Annotated in this window: 15 protein-coding genes; 7 read left to right on the top strand and 8 right to left on the bottom strand. The window is 71.2% G+C overall.

The window, feature by feature from the left end; translation table 11 throughout:
- Positions 1–9 precede the first annotated feature (9 nt).
- The 3 genes from HUG12_RS06025 to HUG12_RS06015 all read right to left on the bottom strand — a co-directional run bounded on the left by HUG12_RS06025 (position 10) and on the right by HUG12_RS06015 (position 2,849).
- Positions 10–1,179: a PAS domain-containing response regulator gene (locus HUG12_RS06025; RefSeq protein ID WP_179267901.1), complete on the bottom strand. Its 1,170-nt coding sequence runs from the start codon at positions 1,177–1,179 to the stop codon at positions 10–12.
- 174 nt (positions 1,180–1,353) lie between these two features.
- Complete coding sequence (locus tag HUG12_RS06020; RefSeq protein ID WP_179267900.1) at positions 1,354–2,553, bottom strand: amidohydrolase family protein; 1,200 nt, start codon at positions 2,551–2,553, stop codon at positions 1,354–1,356.
- Positions 2,554–2,642: 89 nt separating this feature from the next.
- On the bottom strand, positions 2,643–2,849 hold the full coding sequence (locus HUG12_RS06015) for a hypothetical protein (protein WP_179267899.1): 207 nt from the start codon (positions 2,847–2,849) through the stop codon (positions 2,643–2,645).
- A gap of 902 nt (positions 2,850–3,751) precedes the next feature.
- Between HUG12_RS06015 and HUG12_RS06010 the strand changes: the two genes are divergently transcribed.
- The 4 genes from HUG12_RS06010 to rnhB all read left to right on the top strand — a co-directional run bounded on the left by HUG12_RS06010 (position 3,752) and on the right by rnhB (position 7,212).
- On the top strand, positions 3,752–4,090 hold the full coding sequence (locus HUG12_RS06010) for a hypothetical protein (RefSeq protein WP_218836408.1): 339 nt from the start codon (positions 3,752–3,754) through the stop codon (positions 4,088–4,090).
- Positions 4,091–4,216: 126 nt separating this feature from the next.
- Positions 4,217–5,500 (top strand): tRNA pseudouridine(54/55) synthase Pus10, encoded by a 1,284-nt coding sequence (locus tag HUG12_RS06005; RefSeq protein ID WP_179267897.1) that lies wholly within the window; start codon positions 4,217–4,219, stop codon positions 5,498–5,500.
- 795 nt (positions 5,501–6,295) lie between these two features.
- On the top strand, positions 6,296–6,457 hold the full coding sequence (locus tag HUG12_RS06000) for a hypothetical protein (protein ID WP_179267896.1): 162 nt from the start codon (positions 6,296–6,298) through the stop codon (positions 6,455–6,457).
- 95 nt (positions 6,458–6,552) lie between these two features.
- Positions 6,553–7,212, top strand: coding sequence for a ribonuclease HII (gene rnhB, locus HUG12_RS05995; RefSeq protein ID WP_179267895.1), 660 nt, complete (start codon positions 6,553–6,555; stop codon positions 7,210–7,212).
- A gap of 226 nt (positions 7,213–7,438) precedes the next feature.
- On the opposite strand, the gene HUG12_RS05990 is transcribed toward rnhB, so the two are convergent.
- Positions 7,439–8,995 (bottom strand): preprotein translocase subunit SecD, encoded by a 1,557-nt coding sequence (locus HUG12_RS05990; RefSeq protein WP_179267894.1) that lies wholly within the window; start codon positions 8,993–8,995, stop codon positions 7,439–7,441.
- On the bottom strand, positions 8,992–9,861 hold the full coding sequence (gene secF, locus HUG12_RS05985; RefSeq protein WP_179267893.1) for a protein translocase subunit SecF: 870 nt from the start codon (positions 9,859–9,861) through the stop codon (positions 8,992–8,994). The genes HUG12_RS05990 and secF overlap by 4 nt, the downstream gene beginning before the upstream one ends.
- A 528-nt stretch (positions 9,862–10,389) precedes the next feature.
- Between secF and HUG12_RS05980 the strand changes: the two genes are divergently transcribed.
- A complete protein-coding gene (locus tag HUG12_RS05980; RefSeq protein ID WP_179267892.1) occupies positions 10,390–10,701 on the top strand; it encodes a hypothetical protein in 312 nt (103 codons plus the stop codon).
- Positions 10,702–11,153: 452 nt separating this feature from the next.
- On the opposite strand, the gene HUG12_RS05975 is transcribed toward HUG12_RS05980, so the two are convergent.
- Positions 11,154–11,702, bottom strand: coding sequence for a DUF5812 family protein (locus tag HUG12_RS05975; RefSeq protein WP_246308146.1), 549 nt, complete (start codon positions 11,700–11,702; stop codon positions 11,154–11,156).
- Between the two features lie 127 nt (positions 11,703–11,829).
- A complete protein-coding gene (locus HUG12_RS05970; RefSeq protein ID WP_179267891.1) occupies positions 11,830–12,396 on the bottom strand; it encodes a hypothetical protein in 567 nt (188 codons plus the stop codon).
- A 652-nt stretch (positions 12,397–13,048) separates the two neighbouring features.
- Between HUG12_RS05970 and HUG12_RS05965 the strand changes: the two genes are divergently transcribed.
- Together HUG12_RS05965 and HUG12_RS05960 are read left to right on the top strand one after the other, a co-directional pair.
- A complete protein-coding gene (locus tag HUG12_RS05965) occupies positions 13,049–14,332 on the top strand; it encodes a glucose-6-phosphate isomerase (RefSeq protein WP_179267890.1) in 1,284 nt (427 codons plus the stop codon).
- Entirely contained in the window at positions 14,332–15,219 is an 888-nt protein-coding gene (locus HUG12_RS05960; protein ID WP_179267889.1) for a CPBP family intramembrane glutamic endopeptidase, read from the top strand. The genes HUG12_RS05965 and HUG12_RS05960 overlap by 1 nt, the downstream gene beginning before the upstream one ends.
- Before the next feature lie 78 nt (positions 15,220–15,297).
- On the opposite strand, the gene HUG12_RS05955 is transcribed toward HUG12_RS05960, so the two are convergent.
- Positions 15,298–15,756, bottom strand: coding sequence for an NOB1 family endonuclease (locus HUG12_RS05955; RefSeq protein WP_179267888.1), 459 nt, complete (start codon positions 15,754–15,756; stop codon positions 15,298–15,300).

Genomic DNA, 15,756 nt, shown 5'->3' with positions numbered 1-15,756 from the left:
GACCTCCGGTCACCCGCCGCGGTTCGGGGTGTCCGTCGCCCCCTCGGCGCGTGCGACCCGGCACCGCGACCTGCCCACGTCGCGGCCGACCACGACCACGCCCGCTTCGCCGTTCGCCTCCCCGTCCAGTCGCCGCAGGCGGAACTCGTGGGGGACGGTCACACCGTCGTTCGTGACGAGATCGACGTCGAGCGTCGCCTCCCCCGTCCCGAACGCCGTCTCGACGGCCCGTTCGAGGGGCCCCCAGTCCGCCTCGTGCACGAGCTGGTAGATCCGCGTCGCCTCCAGTTCGGCGCGGTCGTACCCGGACACCGTCGCGGCCGCCTCGTTCGTCCGGTGGACGTCGCCGCCCTCGTCGAGCACGAACACCGCGTCCTCGAACGCGTCGACGATCCGGTCGAAGAGGTGGTCGTCCCGGACGATCCGCCCGTGGCGTTCGTCCGGTTCCGCGAGACCCTCGACGAGACAGATGATGCTGCCGTCCTCACAGATCGAGAGCGCGTGGTCCACGAGCACCCGCTCGCCGTCCTCGCACACGTACTCGGTCTCGCCCGTCCACCTGCCGGTCGTGGGGACGGTCGGCAGGATCTCCTCGTACACGACCTCGGCCCCGTCCGGGGGGTACAGCAGCTCCAAGTGTTCGCCCACGAGTTCCTCGCGCTCGTAGCCCACGACGTTCGCGTACGCCTCGTTCACGTACGTGAAGTGGCCGTCATCGTCGAGGATGCCGATCCCCTCGCGGGCCGTCTCGAGCGCCCGGAACCCCCGGTCGGCCTGCCGTTCGGCGCGGTGGCGGGCGACGGCGTTCCGGACGCGGTTCGCGAGCACGGCGTACTGCTCGGATCCGCCGCGCTTCTGGAGGTAGTCGGTGACGCCGGCCGAGACGGCCCTGCTCGCGATCTCCTCGCTCCCCTTGCCCGTGAAGAGGATGAACGGGAGCGAGGGATGCTCCTCGCGGACCGAGTCGAGGAACGCCAGGCCGTCCGTTCCGGGCATGTCGAAGTCGCTGACGACGCACTCGACGTCGGCGGCGGCGAGCCGTTCCAGGCCCTCGGCCGCGTCGTGGGCCGTCACGACCTCGATTCGGTCGTCCGCCCGTTCGAGGGAGATGGCGACGAGGTCGGCGAACGCGGGGTCGTCGTCGACGTGCAGGACCCGGATCGGCGTTTGGGAACTCATGGTTGGGGAACCGCCTGGTGCGAGATGTTCACACACCACCAAAAAGCCACTGCGTACGCGCGACCCGTCGTTAAACCAAGCCGGCGCCGGATCGAGGGAGCGAGGCCGGCCGCTCCGCGGAACGGACGGGTGGCCGCGATGCCGCCCGTTTCGACCGACCGGGCCGGAGCGGTTCTACCACTCGTACGCCTCGCGCGGGTCGACGCTGTCGGCCTCCCGGTCGAACACGTGCCGGCCCTCGACGACGACGTGCCGGCTCCGCGTCTCGAAGCGGTGGAACGGGCCGTCCCAGACGACCAGGTCGGCGTCGGTGTCCTCCGCGAGCGAGCCGACGCGGTCCTCGATGCCGAGGATCTCGGCGGGGTTCGTCGTCACCACGTCCAGCGCGACCTCCTCGGGGAGCCCCGCCCGGACCGCGAGGCCGACGCAGACGTCGAGGTGCTTTTGCGGGAGAACGGGCGCGTCGGTCTGGATGGCGACGGTCACGCCCTCCTCGTGGAGGATGGCGGGCGTCTCGAAGGTGATGTTCCGGAGTTCGTACTTCGAGGCCGACGAGAGCGACGGGCCGACGATCGCCGGGACGTCGCGCTCGACGAACTCGTCGGCGACGGCGTGGCCCTCGGTCGCGTGCTCGATGGAGAGCTCCTCGACGCCGAACTCGTCGGCGATGCGGAACACCGTCACGATGTCGTCCGCGCGGTGGGCGTGCACGCGCAGGGGCAGGTCGCCCGTGAGCACGCGCGAGAGGTTCTCCATCCCGAGGTCGCGCTCGAACGGTTCGCCCTCGGCCTCGGCGTGCTCCCTCCGGGCGAGGTAGTCCTCCGCCTCCATGAGCGACTCGCGGAGGGTGGCGGCGACGCCGGGACGGGTCGAGGGCTGGCGCCCCTCCCGCTCGCCGTGGAAGCGCTTGGGGTTCTCGCCCATCGCGGCCTTCATGCCGTCCTCGCGGACGAGCATCCCGTCGGCGGTGCGCCCGTACGTCTTCATCGAGCAGATGATTCCCCCGATGACGTTGCCGGAGCCCATCCGCGAGGAGACGGTCGTCACGCCGTTCCGGAACGCGTGCTTCAGTTCCTCGTCGCGCGGGTGGAACCCGTCGAGCGCGTTCACGTGGGGCGTCGTCGCGCTGGTCCCCTCGTTGAAGTCGCCGTCCTCGGGTTCGCCCCACTCGGCCATCCCGGCGTGGCTGTGGGCGTCGACGAGCCCCGGCGTGACCTCCATCCCCTCGGCGTCGATCACCTCTGTGCCGTCGGGCGCCTCGACGTCGCCGACGGCGGCGATCACGCCGTCCTCGACGAGCACGTCCCCCTCGATCGTCCCCCGTTCGGTCTGCGTGTGGACGGTGCCGCCCCGCACCACGAGCGCGTCACTCATGGGCGTGGGTTCGCAGGAGGTTCCCAAACCCTTTCGGTTCGAAACAGGGTGGGCCGTCCGCTCCGGGTCGTGCGGGAGCCGAGTTCCGATTACCGCCCCGCCGCCGGGGTCCGTCTGCGGCGGCGGACGCCCACGACGAGCACGACGAGGGCGCACGCGGCCCCGAGGACGCCGGCGACCCAGTAGTCGAGCACCTCCCCGAGGCCGACGAAGTACGGGACGACGAGCAGGACGAGGAGGATGCGCTGTCGTCGCTCGATGCGGGCGAGGCGGTCCTGGAGGGCGGACTCGCCCATACGGAACCGGGACAGGGAGCGGACACAAAGTCGTTCTCCTCGGCGGTTCGGGGGCTGCTTCGGTCGACGTGCGACGAATCCCCGTGGCGCGCGGCGGCCAAGCGGAGCGCGGCCGCTCGTGCGAGGCTCACGCGAGCGCAGCGAGGGTGAGTTCCGAGGGGCTCGCTCCGAGGTGAGGCGAGGTCCCGACCGAAGGGAGGGGCCTCGCCGGTTGGGGAGGGTGAGGCGTGGATGGGACTGAAAGGGGCCGTGGTGCTGGACGACGGCCGGGCGGTCAAGCACCGCAGGCGAGCGACCGACGGGAGCGAGCCGAGGAGCGCAGCCGGCCGCCCGAGTCCAGCACCGCGGGGGCTTTCGACATCTGTTCCGCAGCGACTGAATCAACCACCGAGTTGACAGCCGCGGAGGCCTTCGAAGCGATCGTATCCCCACATTCCGGCCCCTGGTGGACCCAGCATTGACCAACTCTCCTGAGACGCCGACCATCCCATGCCACACCACCACATGGCGGGAGAACCGTTAAGTGAGCACACACGAACGAAGCAGGTACCGACGCAAGTCGGCCGGACTCCGATGATCGCCACTACCACCACCGGCACGCTCGCTCACGCGACCAGTGCCGGCTATGGTGGGTGGCGGTCCGCATCCCCGATGGCGAATCCGAAGGGGAACGCGTCCGGACTCCGGTTCGACGTACGGTCCGCCTCCATCGCCGCGTGAACGCGACGACGCTTCGGGCGCTCGCCCGAACGGAGGCGGACTCTCCTGTCCTTCCTACCGTTCGGGTTCCCGTCCGGCGACGCCGACGTTCCCGCGGCCACTCCCACGGAACCGCCCGTGGTGCACCCCGTGTACCGCGTCGCGGAGTGGCCGAGCGCGCGTTCGACCCGCGCAGGGAGCCTATGTCGGTCCAACTGGCCCGACTGGCCGATGCCAGCATGACAGTCGCGGTGTCCCGTGCCGCCCCCGGCGACCTCGCCGCGGGCGTCGAGACGAAGCTCCGCCGCCTCGACGGCGTCCGCGCCGTCGAGTCCATGGAGCTCCGCGGCCTCCAGCCCGGGCTGAACGACCTCACCGTCGAGGTGGAGGTCACGCTCGCGCTGGACGCCGACCTCCCCGACGAGCCGTCGGCGCTCGCCGCCGGCTTCGAGGACGCCTTCGGCGTCTCGGCGGTGACCGTCGAGGCGACGCGCGGCGTGCCCCCCGATCCCGGCGACGGCGCCGCCGCCGACGCCGTCTGAGCCGCGGTCCCCCGCTGACGCGGGTCGACCGGCTGACCGGCCCTCCAACCCCCTCCATCGCCCCCGAACCGCCCTCCCGGCCCTCCAAACGAAAGACGCTAGTGGCCGCCGCGAGCAGGGAGGAGCATGGACGTTCTCCCGTCGGCCCGCGCCCTGCTCGCGACCGGGCCGCTCTGTGACAACTGCCTCGGGCGCCCCTTCGCCGACCGTTCGTTCGGCCTCGGCAACGGCGAGCGGGGCCGCGGGCTCCGGGTCGCGGCCGCGCTGGCGGACGACGAGGACTTCGACCCCGGCGACCCCCACGACTGCTGGGTGTGCGAGGGCGCGACCGCCCGGTTCGACGAGTGGGCCGAGCGCGCCGTCGAGGCCGTCGAGGGGGTCGAGTTCGACACCTACCAGGTCGGCACGCGCGTGCCGCCGCTCGTCGAGGAGAACGAGGTCCTGCTCCGGGAGGACGCCGGACTCGAACCGGACGCGGGCGAGCCGCTGCGCAAGGAGTACAACCGCGAGGTCGGCAAGCGGTTCGGGCGACTGACCGGCGCGGAGGTGGAGTTCGGCCGCCCGGACGTGCAGTTCCTGCTCGACCTCGACGAGAACCGCGTCGAGGCGACGGTCAACTCGGCGTTCGTCTACGGTCGCTACCGGAAGCTGGAGCGGGACATCCCCCAGACCGAGTGGCCCTGCTCGGACTGCCGGGGATCGGGTCGCGACGGCGCGGACCCGTGCCCCACGTGCGACGGGACGGGCTACCTCTACCCCGAGAGCGTCCAGCAACTCACCGCGCCGGTCGTGGAGGACGTCATGGACGGCGTGGACTCGGTCTTCCACGGCGCCGGCCGCGAGGACGTGGACGCGCTGATGCTCGGCACCGGCCGCCCGTTCGTGATCGAGGTGGAGGAGCCCCGGCGCCGCGACGTCGACGTCGAACGGCTGGAGGCCGACATCAACGCCTTCGCCGACGGGAAGGTCGAGGTCGAGGGGCTCAGGCTCTGCACTCACGGGATGGTCGAGCGCGTGAAGCGACTCGACGCGAGCAAGCGCTACCGGGCCGAGGTGGAGTTCGGCGGGGACGTGACCGCCGCCGACCTGACCGAAGCCGTCGGGGCGCTGGAGGGCACGACCGTCGAACAGTACACCCCGAACCGGGTGGACCACCGCCGGGCCGCCAAGACGCGCACCCGGACCGTCCACGACGTCGAGGGCGAACTGGCCGACCCCCGGCACGCCGCCGTCGAGGTCCACGGCGAGGGCGGGCTCTACATCAAGGAGCTGATCTCGGGCGACGAGGGGCGGACGGAGCCGAGCCTCGCGGGCCTGCTCGGCGTCTCGGCGACGGTGACGGCGCTGGACGTGCTGGCCGTCGAGGGCGAGGACGAGCCGTTCGAGGACGAGGCGTTCTTCCTGGACTGAGCAGGGTCGGCTCGGACGACCGGCGCGACCGTTTTCACGCCGGTGTTCCCGACCGCTGGAGAGGCGAGACCGTCCAACCGGCGCCGACGCGCGACGCGAGCCCCCTGGTGGGGCTGAGTCGACGCGCGCGCGAGGGACGAGAAGCACAGCGGGAGTGACCGGAGGGAACGGACGCGAGCATCGCAGGAGGCTGGTCACGCGAGCGAGCCTGCGAGCGAGGGTGATGGTTCGAGACGGCACCGCCGTCTCGTCACTCCGCGAATCGGAGATTCGCTGAGGCCACGAGAGCGAAGCTCTCGCCCGCTGCCGAAGATCGGAGAGTTTCGTGCGGTTCCGCGGAGCGCGCTCCGAGGTACGGGAGGACGAGGTGCGGTGGGTGGGACTGAAAGGGACCGCGGGTGGCGACGAACCCCGACCCCGGTGAGGCGAGCGGAGTCGTTCGAAAATCTCGATTTTCGTGATGACGAGGGAGCTTCGCTCCCTCGAACCGCGAGGCGAACCTCGGGAGTCGCAGCCCGCACAGCGTAGCGAGCAGGACCGTCTCCCGTAGCAAGCACCGCAAGCGCGACCGGAGGGAGCGCGAGGAGCGCAGCGTGGGTCGCGGGAGTCGACACCTGCGGGGGCTTTCGGGAACTGTTCGGAGACGAATCGACTGACTCGGAACCGAGGAGCACGGAGGTTTCCGTAGCCATCCCGTCGGTCACCCCCCACGGACGTCGCCGAAACTGGCAATCGAGCCTAGAGGTGACCGACGGTTTTTCACTCTCACGCGCCAACACTGCGTGGGGCGATACCATGTGCCACCACAGGGAACTCGCGGAGTGGGAGGAGATCCGTGAACGGCTCGACGAGGCGGAGGAACCGACCGAGGAACCGGCGGAACTCGAGGAGGAAATCGGCGAAACCGACGAGGAGCGCGACCGGCCGGACGTCCCGACGCCGCCGGCGGACGACTGACCGGACCGTCACCCCGCCAGACCCGACCCTTTTTCCCCAACGACCGCCGCGACCGCATGACAACTGCTTAGTCGTCGCTGCCCCACCCACCCTCCATGCTCGGCGCCGACGAGGCAGGCAAGGGGCCCGTGCTCGGCCCGATGGTCGCGGCCGCGGTCCGCGCGCCCGAGGCGGCCATTCCCGACGGCGTCGACGACTCGAAGCGACTCGCGCCCGCGCGCCGGGAGGAACTCGACGCCCGCCTCCGCGGGCACCCCGACGTCGACGTCGGCCTCGCGGTGGTGACGACCTCCCGCATCGACGACCCCGGGACCGACATGAACTCGCTCACGGTGGCCGGGCAGGCCGAGGCGCTCGCGGCGGTCGCGGCCGAGGGGGACGAGGCGATCGTCGACGCCGGCGACGTGAGCGAGGCGCGCTTCGCCCGTCGCGTCGGTGAGGGCGTCGCCGGGACGGAGCCAGGCGTCGACCTCGCCGTCGCCGCGGAACACGGCGCCGACGAGTCGTACCCGATCGTCGCGGCCGCCAGCGTCCTCGCGAAGGTGGAGCGCGACCGGCTGGTGGCCGGCATCGCCGAGGAGTACGCCGCGTACGGCGAGGTCGGCAGCGGCTACCCCTCGGACCCGACGACGCGGGAGTTCCTCCGGAAGTACGTGCGCGAGGAGGGCGACCTGCCGGACTGTGCCCGCCGCTCGTGGGCGACGTGCGCCGACGTGCTGGCGGCCGCCGAGCAGTCCGCGCTGGGGGAGTTCTGACCCGAACGGGCAGGTAGAACGCAGGCGTGACGTTTCGAATCCACGTCGTCCCGGTTCTTAGCGTATTCCGATCTCGCACGGCGCGGGGGAAGAAGCAGCCGTCCGTTTCGACCGGGAACGCTCACACGGGGCCGCGAGCTTCGAAGCTCCGATTCCGGCTCCAGTCCGGCGATTACGTCGAGAAAAACCCTCGACGGGAAGGCCGGGAGAGGGACACCGTTCCCGGTCAGCGGTCCGTCATCAGCGCCCGGAGGATGTCGCCGTAGGCCGGGCGGGTGATGAGCACGCCGACGAGCACGCCGAGGATGGTGAAGATGGCGAAGCCCTGGAGGTCCCCGAGCGAGAGCACCGCGAGCGGCGACATCGCGACGATGGTCGTCGCGGCGGCCGCGCCGATGACCCAGAACGCCTTGCGGAAGCGCGACTGGAACACCCGCCGGGAGTTCACGTCGCCCTCGCTCATCACCTCGTCGGCGATGATGACGAGGTCGTCGACCCCGGTCCCGATGACCGCGATGAAGCCCGCGATGACCGCGAGATCCAGCGGGTACTGGATGAGCGCCGCGAACCCGAGCAGCGCGACGACCTCCGAGAGCGCGGTGACGACCATCGGCGCGGCGACCTGCGGGTCGCCGTACCGGAAGAACACGACCACGCTCACGGTGAGAACGGCGATGACGCCGATGATGAGCGAGTCGGTCCGGAACGTCTCACCCTGCGCGGCGGTGATGGAGGTGGTCGTCCCCTGGTCCACCGCGAGCGGCGCCGGGAGCGCCCCCGCGCGGAGGTCGACCGCGACCTGCTGGGCGTCCGAGAAGTTCCCCGTCACGAGGATGAACGTCGGGTTCTCGGCCCACTCGCCGCTCCGCATCGACCCCGCGAGGTCCCCGTCCATCCCGAACGAGGAGACGACGGCCCCGTCGCGGACGACGAGGATGCACGGCTGGGTGCTCCCCGGGTCGGACTCGTACGTGCAGGTGGTGCCGCCCTCCCCCGCGACGCCGGTCTCCACGAACGTCTGCTGGACGCGGTTGGCCTCGCTGTCCTTTACGGCCACCTGGACGTGTGGGCCGGGACCCTGGTCACCCTGCTGAGCGCCGCCGATGCGCTGGAAGTCCTCCTGGCGGATGACCGTCGTGTTCGTGTACCCGTCCGACTCGTTCTCGGTCGGGTGGTAGGCGACGACGCTCACGCTCCCGCGGGAGGTGACGAGGTCGAGCACCTCCGAGCGGTCCTGGTTGGGCACCTGCACGAGGATGAAGTCCTCGCCGGTGGTGGTCGTCGTCGTGGTGACGCTCCCGCCCGAGAGCCCGGCCTCGTTGATCTTCGATTCGAGCACGCGGACCGTCTCCTCCAGCGTCGCGTCGGTGACGCCGTCGTTCACGTCGCCGTGCGCGTAGCCGGCCTCGTCGAGCGCCCCCGACAGTTGCTCCCGGGTGACGTTCCGGTCGACGACCTCGACGGTGCCGGTCGTCGGGCCCGTCTGCCGGGCGATCACGTCGCTGGAGTCGGTGCCATCCAGGTTCCGCGCGACCGTGAGTTCGACGTTCGAGAGGCTCTCGTCGCCGAACTCCACCTCCGTCGCGGTGATGCCGTCGACCGGCGCGCGGACGCGCGTGCCGCCCGAGAGGTCGAGGCCGTACTTCAGGTTCGTCGCCGTGTCCGCCGCGGCGGGGCCCTGATCGCCGAAGCCGGGCGCGAAGAGGAACGTCGCAGAGAGCACGAGCACGACGACCAGCAGGGCGACCCGCCAGTTGTCCCGCAGGGAGTCGAGCACGCTCATCGCGCCACCCCCTCGTACTTGTACCAGCGGAGCAGGCTGAGGTTCAGCATGTAGGTGTTCATCAGGTCGGCGGCCAGCCCGAACACGAGGATGGTGCCGATGCTCGAGAGCAGGCCGATGCCGAACAGCGTCGCGGTGATCGCCATCACGGCCATCGCGGCCAGCGAGGTGAGCGTCATCGTCACGCCGGTCCGCATCGCCCGGTGGGTCGACTCGTAGAAGCCGCCCGAGCGGCGCAGGACGTGGTCGTTCAGCAGGATGTCCGAGTCGACGGAGTAGCCGATGAGCATCAGGAGCGCCGCGACCGTCCCGAGCGTGAGTTCGATGCCGAACAGGTTCATCAGCGCGAGCGGGATGACGATGTCCGAGAACGCCGAGATCACCACGGCGATGCTCGGGACGAACGTCCGGAACATGGCGAACACGAGCGCCGCCATGCCGGCGAACGCGACGACGATGCCGACGAGCGCGAGCCCCTGGGTGTCCGCGCCGAAGCTCGGGGAGATGGAGCTCACGGATCGGACGTCGAAGCCCGCTTGCTCGGCCTGCGTCTCGAGTTCGTCGGTGGAGGCGTCGGCCTCCTTGAACGTCACGATGACCACGTCGCTCCCCTGGACGTGCTGGATGCTGTTCGGTTCCGCGGAGAAGGCAGACTGGATCTGTGCGTCGGGGTTCTCCCCGTCGACGGCGACGCGGAGCTCCGTCCCGCCCGTGAACTCCACCCCCGGGTTCACCGGCGCGCCGGTCGCCGCGTAGAACCCGCCGATGACGAGGAGGGCCGCCACGAGCACGGCGAGGGGAACCGCCGCGAGTTGTCGGTTCGTGTACCGGGTGTAATCGACCTCCGGTACCTCGAATCGAGCCATGCAGCCGTCTCCCCCCGCACGCCGAATAAGCCTTCTTATGTTCGAGGACGGCGGTTCGTCGGGCGGTGAGAGGCCGGATCGCTCCGCAGTCGGGTTCCGGTGTGAGAGCGTCGTCGAGTCGAGCGGCTCACCTCGCAGGACGGCCGCGTCGCGGCCGCCCCCATCGTTCGCCGTTCCGGGTGCGCTCCGGTTTCCGTTTCGGCCGAGGAGCGTTACGTTACGATCGACGGCTGCCGAGCCAATTACGCGGATTTTAGAGCCTCAAACAACCCCTATACATCTAATATGCTCTCTCAGACTTTATTTCATATGTTATAACTAGATTAATTCGGCGGCGTCCGCCCTCGCCTGGATTCGATATAGCATCATGAGGTTCATTACTATTGCTCATTCGTCCCCTTATATACCCGAGGGCGCGTTCGAGACGCTCGAAATCCGCGGATCGGGCGTCGTCTCGGTCCGGGAGTTCCCGCGGCGTTCGGGCCCGCCGGCGACAGGTCGATGTGGCTCGCGCTCGAACGGTCGAGCATGACCGACGGAACGGCCACGAGGCTCGTGCTCTCGTACCCGAGCGGGCTCTCGGAGTGGGGGCGCGACCAGATCGGGACCGACCGGTATCGGGGCTACCTCCGGCGCGTGTTCGACGCACCCGCCGTCGGCGACGAGCGCGAGGAGTTCGTCGACGTGGGGTGTTGCGGGAACTCGCTGGACCTGACCTTCCGCGTCGAGTCCCTGGAGGGTGGCGGACGAGTCGACGAGGGGACCGAGATCGAACTGGTCACGCGCGAGGAGGACGTCGAGGGCGGCTGGCGGGTCCAGAGCGCGGGGGGACCGCGATGAGCGACTGAACGGCGGACGTCCATACGCCGGACGGCGACGACCCTCGCGGAGGCCGACGCGGCACGACGTGCCCGACTCCCCTACCGGTCCGGTCTGAGCGACCGGAGCGAGACGGATCGAGAGCGAAGGGTTCCACGAGTTCGTCCGCGGGGAACTCGAGCGGGCCGCGGTCGGCGACGCGGTCGAACTGCAGTACGACGTCGGCCGCTGTGGCGGCATCGTCGCGCGGCTTCGGGTGGAGAGCGTCGAGGGTGGCGGGCGTCGAGGGCAGAGAGACGCTCGGTCCGGAAGACCTTCGAACTCGGACGACGGAAGAACCCGCTCCAGGGGCTGTAGCGACGATCACGATTCGGGAAAAGCGGCGAGCGGGACGACGAGTGTAACGGCACTCGGGCGGACGAGTCGACGGCTCCGATTCCGTTCGCCTGCTATCGGTTCCTCGTGTCGCGACGCTACGGAAGGTACCGCACCACGACGACGCCGGGGGCGGATCTGACCTCGACGCGGCGGACGCCGAGTCGGGCCGCGCGGGCGAGCGTCGCGTCCCGGTCCTCCAGCACGTCCGTGACGGCGTCCTCGGTCTCCCCCTCGGGGACGGAGACGACGTGGAGTTCGCCCGTCCCGGCGCGTTCGACGCGCGTGAGTTCGCCGACGTCCTGCTCGGCGGCGACCTCGAGGGCGTGTCCGGTCGCCGGTTCGTCGCTCTCGGAGAGCGAGAGTTCGTGACGCTCGCCCACCTCGACGACCTGCCAGGAGACGTTCATCGGCGGGTCGGGCGCGAGCGTCCCCTCGACGGCCTCTCCGGCCTCGAGGCCCGGGTTCGAGGAGAGCGCGTGTACCTGCCCTGAGTCGACGTCGCGCAACACCGCCGAGTCCGCCTCGGCGTGGGTGACGAGGAACGTCCCGTCCTTCTCGTCGGAGTCGCCCGTCGGCGCGGCGTCGGTCGCCTGGCCCGCGAGCGCGCGTTCGAGCGCGTCGACGTCGAGGTCGCGGTCGGTCATGGCCGCGCTACGCGCCTGGAGGGTTTCGGGGTTTCGCTCCCGTCCGGGCGCGCCGGTCGGCCCGCCTCGCGGGGTGCTGCGGGGGCAGGTGGGGACGAGGGGGGCCGCTCGGTCGGCGGCGCCACCCTCACCGACGGAGCCAGTGGGCGAGCGCGACGAGCGCGGCGCCGAGCGCCGGGATCGACGCCCCGACGGCCTGCGGGAGCGCGTAGAGGAACGCCACCGCCGGCGCGAGGGGGCCGGAGGGCGGGGGTCTGATGACCGTCTCGCCGTCGAGGACGAACGTCTCGGGCATCGCCGCGACCAGCCCGAGGTACAGCGAGGCGAGAAAGAGGTAGCCCGCGAGCGCGAGTCCCGCCTCGTAGCCCGGCCGTCGAGGAACCTCGCGACGGCGCGTCCGGGCGACGAGCAGCACCGGCGCGACGGTCGGCGCGACGGCCGCGAGGCCGACGAGGAAGAAGAACGCCCGGACGACCGAGAAGCGGGCCCGGGCGGTCGCCCCGAACAGGCGGACCAGCGCGAGCGCGAAGATGACCGTGAGCAGGAGCGCCGCGACCCCGCCGACGACGACGTAGCTCCGGAACAGCCAGGAGTCGCTCGCGCGGAAGGCGTACGGGAACGCGCCGAACACGCCCCGGTACGTGTGCTCGTCCCGTTTTTTCGGGGTATCTCCGGTACCCGCCTCCGGTGCCATTGTCGCGGATTGGGGGCGGCGGCTGTTAAGGGCCCCGTCATCCGTCGTCGGGTCGTTTGGAACGGTTGGTGCAGCGCATACCGCAGTGACGACCGCGAAAGCCCCCGCAGCCGTCGGCCGGGGGGCCGGTTCGGTAATCGTGGAGAAGTCCCGGAAAGCCCCCGCGGCTCTCGGCCTCCCCAGCCGATTGCGATGCTCGCTCCCTGCGGTCGCTGCGCGTCTCATCCCTCGCGCGCGTCCGGCGGGCACTACCCGGGACCTGCGGTCCCGTGAGGTCACCCTCGCTCGCAGGCTCGCTCGCGTGACCGGAGGCCCGCCGGCACGCGCCACCGCACTGACCGGTCCACGCGGCGCGCGGCGGCCAAGCGGAGCGCGGCCGCTCGTGCGAGGGACGAGCACCGCAGGTGAACGAGCGGAGCGAGTGAACCGAGGAGCGCAGGAGGCTGGGGAGGGTGAGGCGCTGTGCGGTCGGGTGGGACTGAAAGGGGCCGCGGGGACTTTCGAGGACCGTGCCGCGACGACCGGACCAACCGACGAGCCGACAGCCGCGGGGGCTTTCGGGAACTGTGCTGCGAGGACAGCACTAGTCGCGAAGCCGAACACCCAGAATCAGGCAGTAACCGTTTTCGGCCCCCGGCACGGCAACACGAGCATGAAGGCGGACATCGGGAACGCGCTGGACGGCGCCCTCGGCCTCGACCGCGCGGCCCTCGACGACCTCGACGAGCGCGTCGCCGACGCCCACGAGCGGATCGCCGGCGGGCGTCGGGAATCGGAGCACGGCTACGCCGCGCTGAGCCTGCCCGAGACGTGCGACCCCGAGCCGATCCGCCGCGCGGCCGCCGGCTTCGACCCGGAGACGGTGCTCACCGTGGGCATCGGCGGGAGCGCCCTGGGCGCGGCAACCGTCACCGACGCGCTCGACTCCCCGGTGGACGCCCGCTACCTCGACAACGTCGACCCGGCGTGGGTCCGCGACCTCGTCGCCGACCTCGACCTCTCGGAGACTGTCGTCAACGTCGTCTCCCGCTCGGGCACGACCGCCGAGACGCTGGCGAACTTCCTCGTCGTCCGCGAGGCGATGGAGTCGGCCGGCGTCGACTGGACCGAGCGAACCGTCGTCACCACCGGCCCGGAGGGGAACCTCCGCTCGATGGCCGAGACGCACGACCTGCCCGCGCTCGACGTGCCGGACGGGGTCCCGGGCCGGTTCTCGGCGCTCTCGACGGTCGGGCTGTTCGCCGCCGCGGTCGCGGGCCACGACCTGGACGAACTGCTCGCGGGTGCCGCGAGCGAGGCAGGGAAGCTCTCCGGGTCGCTGTACGACTCCCCGGGGTACGCCTACGGCGCGGTCTCGTACGCGCTCGGCGAGCGCGGCGCGGCCGTGAACGCGATGATGCCGTACGCCGAGTCGCTGGAGCGGTTCGCCGAGTGGTACGCCCAGCTGTGGGCCGAGTCGCTCGGGAAGGACGGTCGCGGGCAGACCCCCGCGCGGGCGCTCGGCGCGACCGACCAGCACTCCCAGCTCCAGCTCTACCGCGCCGGACCCGCGGACAAGCTCGTCACGCTCGTCCGACCGCTGGAATCGCCCGACACCGGCATCCCGGAGACGGACCTGTCCGGGCTCGAGTACCTCGGCGGCTCGACGCTCGGCGACCTGCTCGACGCGGAGTTCCGCGCGACCGAGGCGAGCCTCGCGGCCGCCGGCCGGGAGAACGTCCGCCTGGAGATCGACCGCGTGGACGAGCGCGGGCTGGGGGAGTTGCTGTACGCGATGGAGGCCGCCTGCGTGGTGTACGGCGAACTGGCGGACGTCTCGACGTTCACACAGCCCGCGGTCGAGTGGGGGAAGAAGGCCGCCCGAGGGCTGCTCGGGGGCGGCGAGTTCGAGGAGGCCGAGGCGGTCAGGGGGAAGCGCCGGCTGGAGGTCGAGTGATGGGTGGGGCGGACGACGGCGGCGACGTCGGGGACGGTGACGACGTTAGGGACGACGGCGGCGTCGGGGATGGCGGCGACGTCGGGGACGATGACCGCGGGAGCGAGGGCGGGACCGTCGCCGTCGAACGCGGCGACGGCGTCGAGGACGGGTTCCGGGGCGGGACCCGACCCGACGACAGCGTCGCGCTCCGACTCGGGCAGTCGCTCCTGGCGGTGGTCGCGGCGCTCGTCGCCGGCGCCGCGCTCGCCCCGTGGGCCGGGCGCCTGGGGCTGGCGCTCGGCGTCGCGCCGGAGTCGCCCGAGTTCGTGGCGGTCCGGAGCGCCGGCCAGTTCGTCGGCTTCGCGCTCGCGATGGTCGTCTTCCTCGCCTACGCGAACGACCGCGACCTCGTGTCCCTCCGTCGGCCGACCCGGCACGAGGCCGGCCTCGTTCCCGTGGCCGCAGGCGGACTGGTCCTCGCCCAGTTCGCCCTCGTGCTCGTCCTCCAGGCGGTCGGGATCGGGGTCGCGACGAACCGGGCGCTCACGCCCGGACAGGACGCGCCGCGCTACTTCCTCTACATGGTCGCCGTGTCGATCCTCCTCGTCGGCCCCGCCGAGGAACTGGTGTTCCGCGGCGTCGTCCAGGGGGAGCTCCGGAAGGCGCTGTCGGCGCCGCCGGCCATCGGCCTCGCCGCGTTCCTGTTCGGGTCGCTCCACTTCGTCGCCGGCACGGGAACGATCGTGGAACAGACGGCCTACGTGCTCGTCGCCACGCTGCTCGCGCTCCCGCTCGGCTACCTCTACGAGGCCACGGGGAACCTGACGGTGCCGGCGGTGACCCACGGCCTGTACAACGCGGTGCTGTACCTCGTGCAGTACGCCGACGCGACCGGGTTCGTCTGATGAGGTCGGTCGCACGGAGGTTTCGGCCGGACGCGCGGCGGCGACCGAGATCGCCCGACTGCGGTTCGATTCGGAGGGTCAGGCGGGGTTCTTCCGGGAGAGGTCGCTCCCGCACACCGGGCACCGCTCCTGGTCCTCGTCGAACTCGCGGCCGCAGCCGGCACACTGGAACGTCCAGTCGCGCCGCTCCGAGATCCCCTCGCGGGCGATGACCTCGACGTCCACCCCGAGCTTGTCGGCGACGTTCTGCATGGCGTAGTCGTCGGTGACGAGCGTCGCGTCGAGTTCGAACGCGGCCGCGAGCAGGCGCGTGTCGGTCTCCGAGAGCTCCCCCGCGTCGCCCGTCTCGCCCGAGGCGCGACGGACCTGATCGACCGTCTGGGCGTCGGGAACGTGGATGTGCATCCCGGCGCCCTCCATCGCGTCGAACCGGAAGGCGTGCTCGCCCTCCAGCTCCTCCTGGACCATCGGGATCGACGCCGTCGGCTCGTCGGTGTGGTACTCGTGGATGAACGCCGAGGAGTCCAGTACTCGCAT

This window comes from Halorarum salinum, from assembly GCF_013402875.1.
In the GTDB taxonomy this organism is placed as follows: domain Archaea; phylum Halobacteriota; class Halobacteria; order Halobacteriales; family Haloferacaceae; genus Halorarum; species Halorarum salinum.
This window is presented reverse-complemented; position numbering and strand designations above follow the sequence as displayed.

Excerpts from the sequence above, each read along its gene's own strand:
- HUG12_RS05965 (WP_179267890.1), top strand. The coding sequence starts at position 13,049 with ATGAAGGCGGACATCGGGAACGCGCTGGACGGCGCCCTCGGCCTCGAC.
- HUG12_RS05980 (WP_179267892.1), top strand. The coding sequence starts at position 10,390 with ATGACCGACGGAACGGCCACGAGGCTCGTGCTCTCGTACCCGAGCGGG.
- secF (WP_179267893.1), bottom strand. The coding sequence starts at position 9,861 with ATGGCTCGATTCGAGGTACCGGAGGTCGATTACACCCGGTACACGAAC.
- HUG12_RS06010 (WP_218836408.1), top strand. The coding sequence starts at position 3,752 with ATGTCGGTCCAACTGGCCCGACTGGCCGATGCCAGCATGACAGTCGCG.
- HUG12_RS05960 (WP_179267889.1), top strand. The coding sequence starts at position 14,332 with ATGGGTGGGGCGGACGACGGCGGCGACGTCGGGGACGGTGACGACGTT.
- HUG12_RS05990 (WP_179267894.1), bottom strand. The coding sequence starts at position 8,995 with ATGAGCGTGCTCGACTCCCTGCGGGACAACTGGCGGGTCGCCCTGCTG.
- HUG12_RS06000 (WP_179267896.1), top strand. The coding sequence starts at position 6,296 with ATGTGCCACCACAGGGAACTCGCGGAGTGGGAGGAGATCCGTGAACGG.
- HUG12_RS05975 (WP_246308146.1), bottom strand. The coding sequence starts at position 11,702 with ATGACCGACCGCGACCTCGACGTCGACGCGCTCGAACGCGCGCTCGCG.
- HUG12_RS06020 (WP_179267900.1), bottom strand. The coding sequence starts at position 2,553 with ATGAGTGACGCGCTCGTGGTGCGGGGCGGCACCGTCCACACGCAGACC.
- HUG12_RS06015 (WP_179267899.1), bottom strand. The coding sequence starts at position 2,849 with ATGGGCGAGTCCGCCCTCCAGGACCGCCTCGCCCGCATCGAGCGACGA.
- rnhB (WP_179267895.1), top strand. The coding sequence starts at position 6,553 with ATGCTCGGCGCCGACGAGGCAGGCAAGGGGCCCGTGCTCGGCCCGATG.
- HUG12_RS05970 (WP_179267891.1), bottom strand. The coding sequence starts at position 12,396 with ATGGCACCGGAGGCGGGTACCGGAGATACCCCGAAAAAACGGGACGAG.
- HUG12_RS05955 (WP_179267888.1), bottom strand. The coding sequence starts at position 15,756 with ATGCGAGTACTGGACTCCTCGGCGTTCATCCACGAGTACCACACCGAC.
- HUG12_RS06005 (WP_179267897.1), top strand. The coding sequence starts at position 4,217 with ATGGACGTTCTCCCGTCGGCCCGCGCCCTGCTCGCGACCGGGCCGCTC.
- HUG12_RS06025 (WP_179267901.1), bottom strand. The coding sequence starts at position 1,179 with ATGAGTTCCCAAACGCCGATCCGGGTCCTGCACGTCGACGACGACCCC.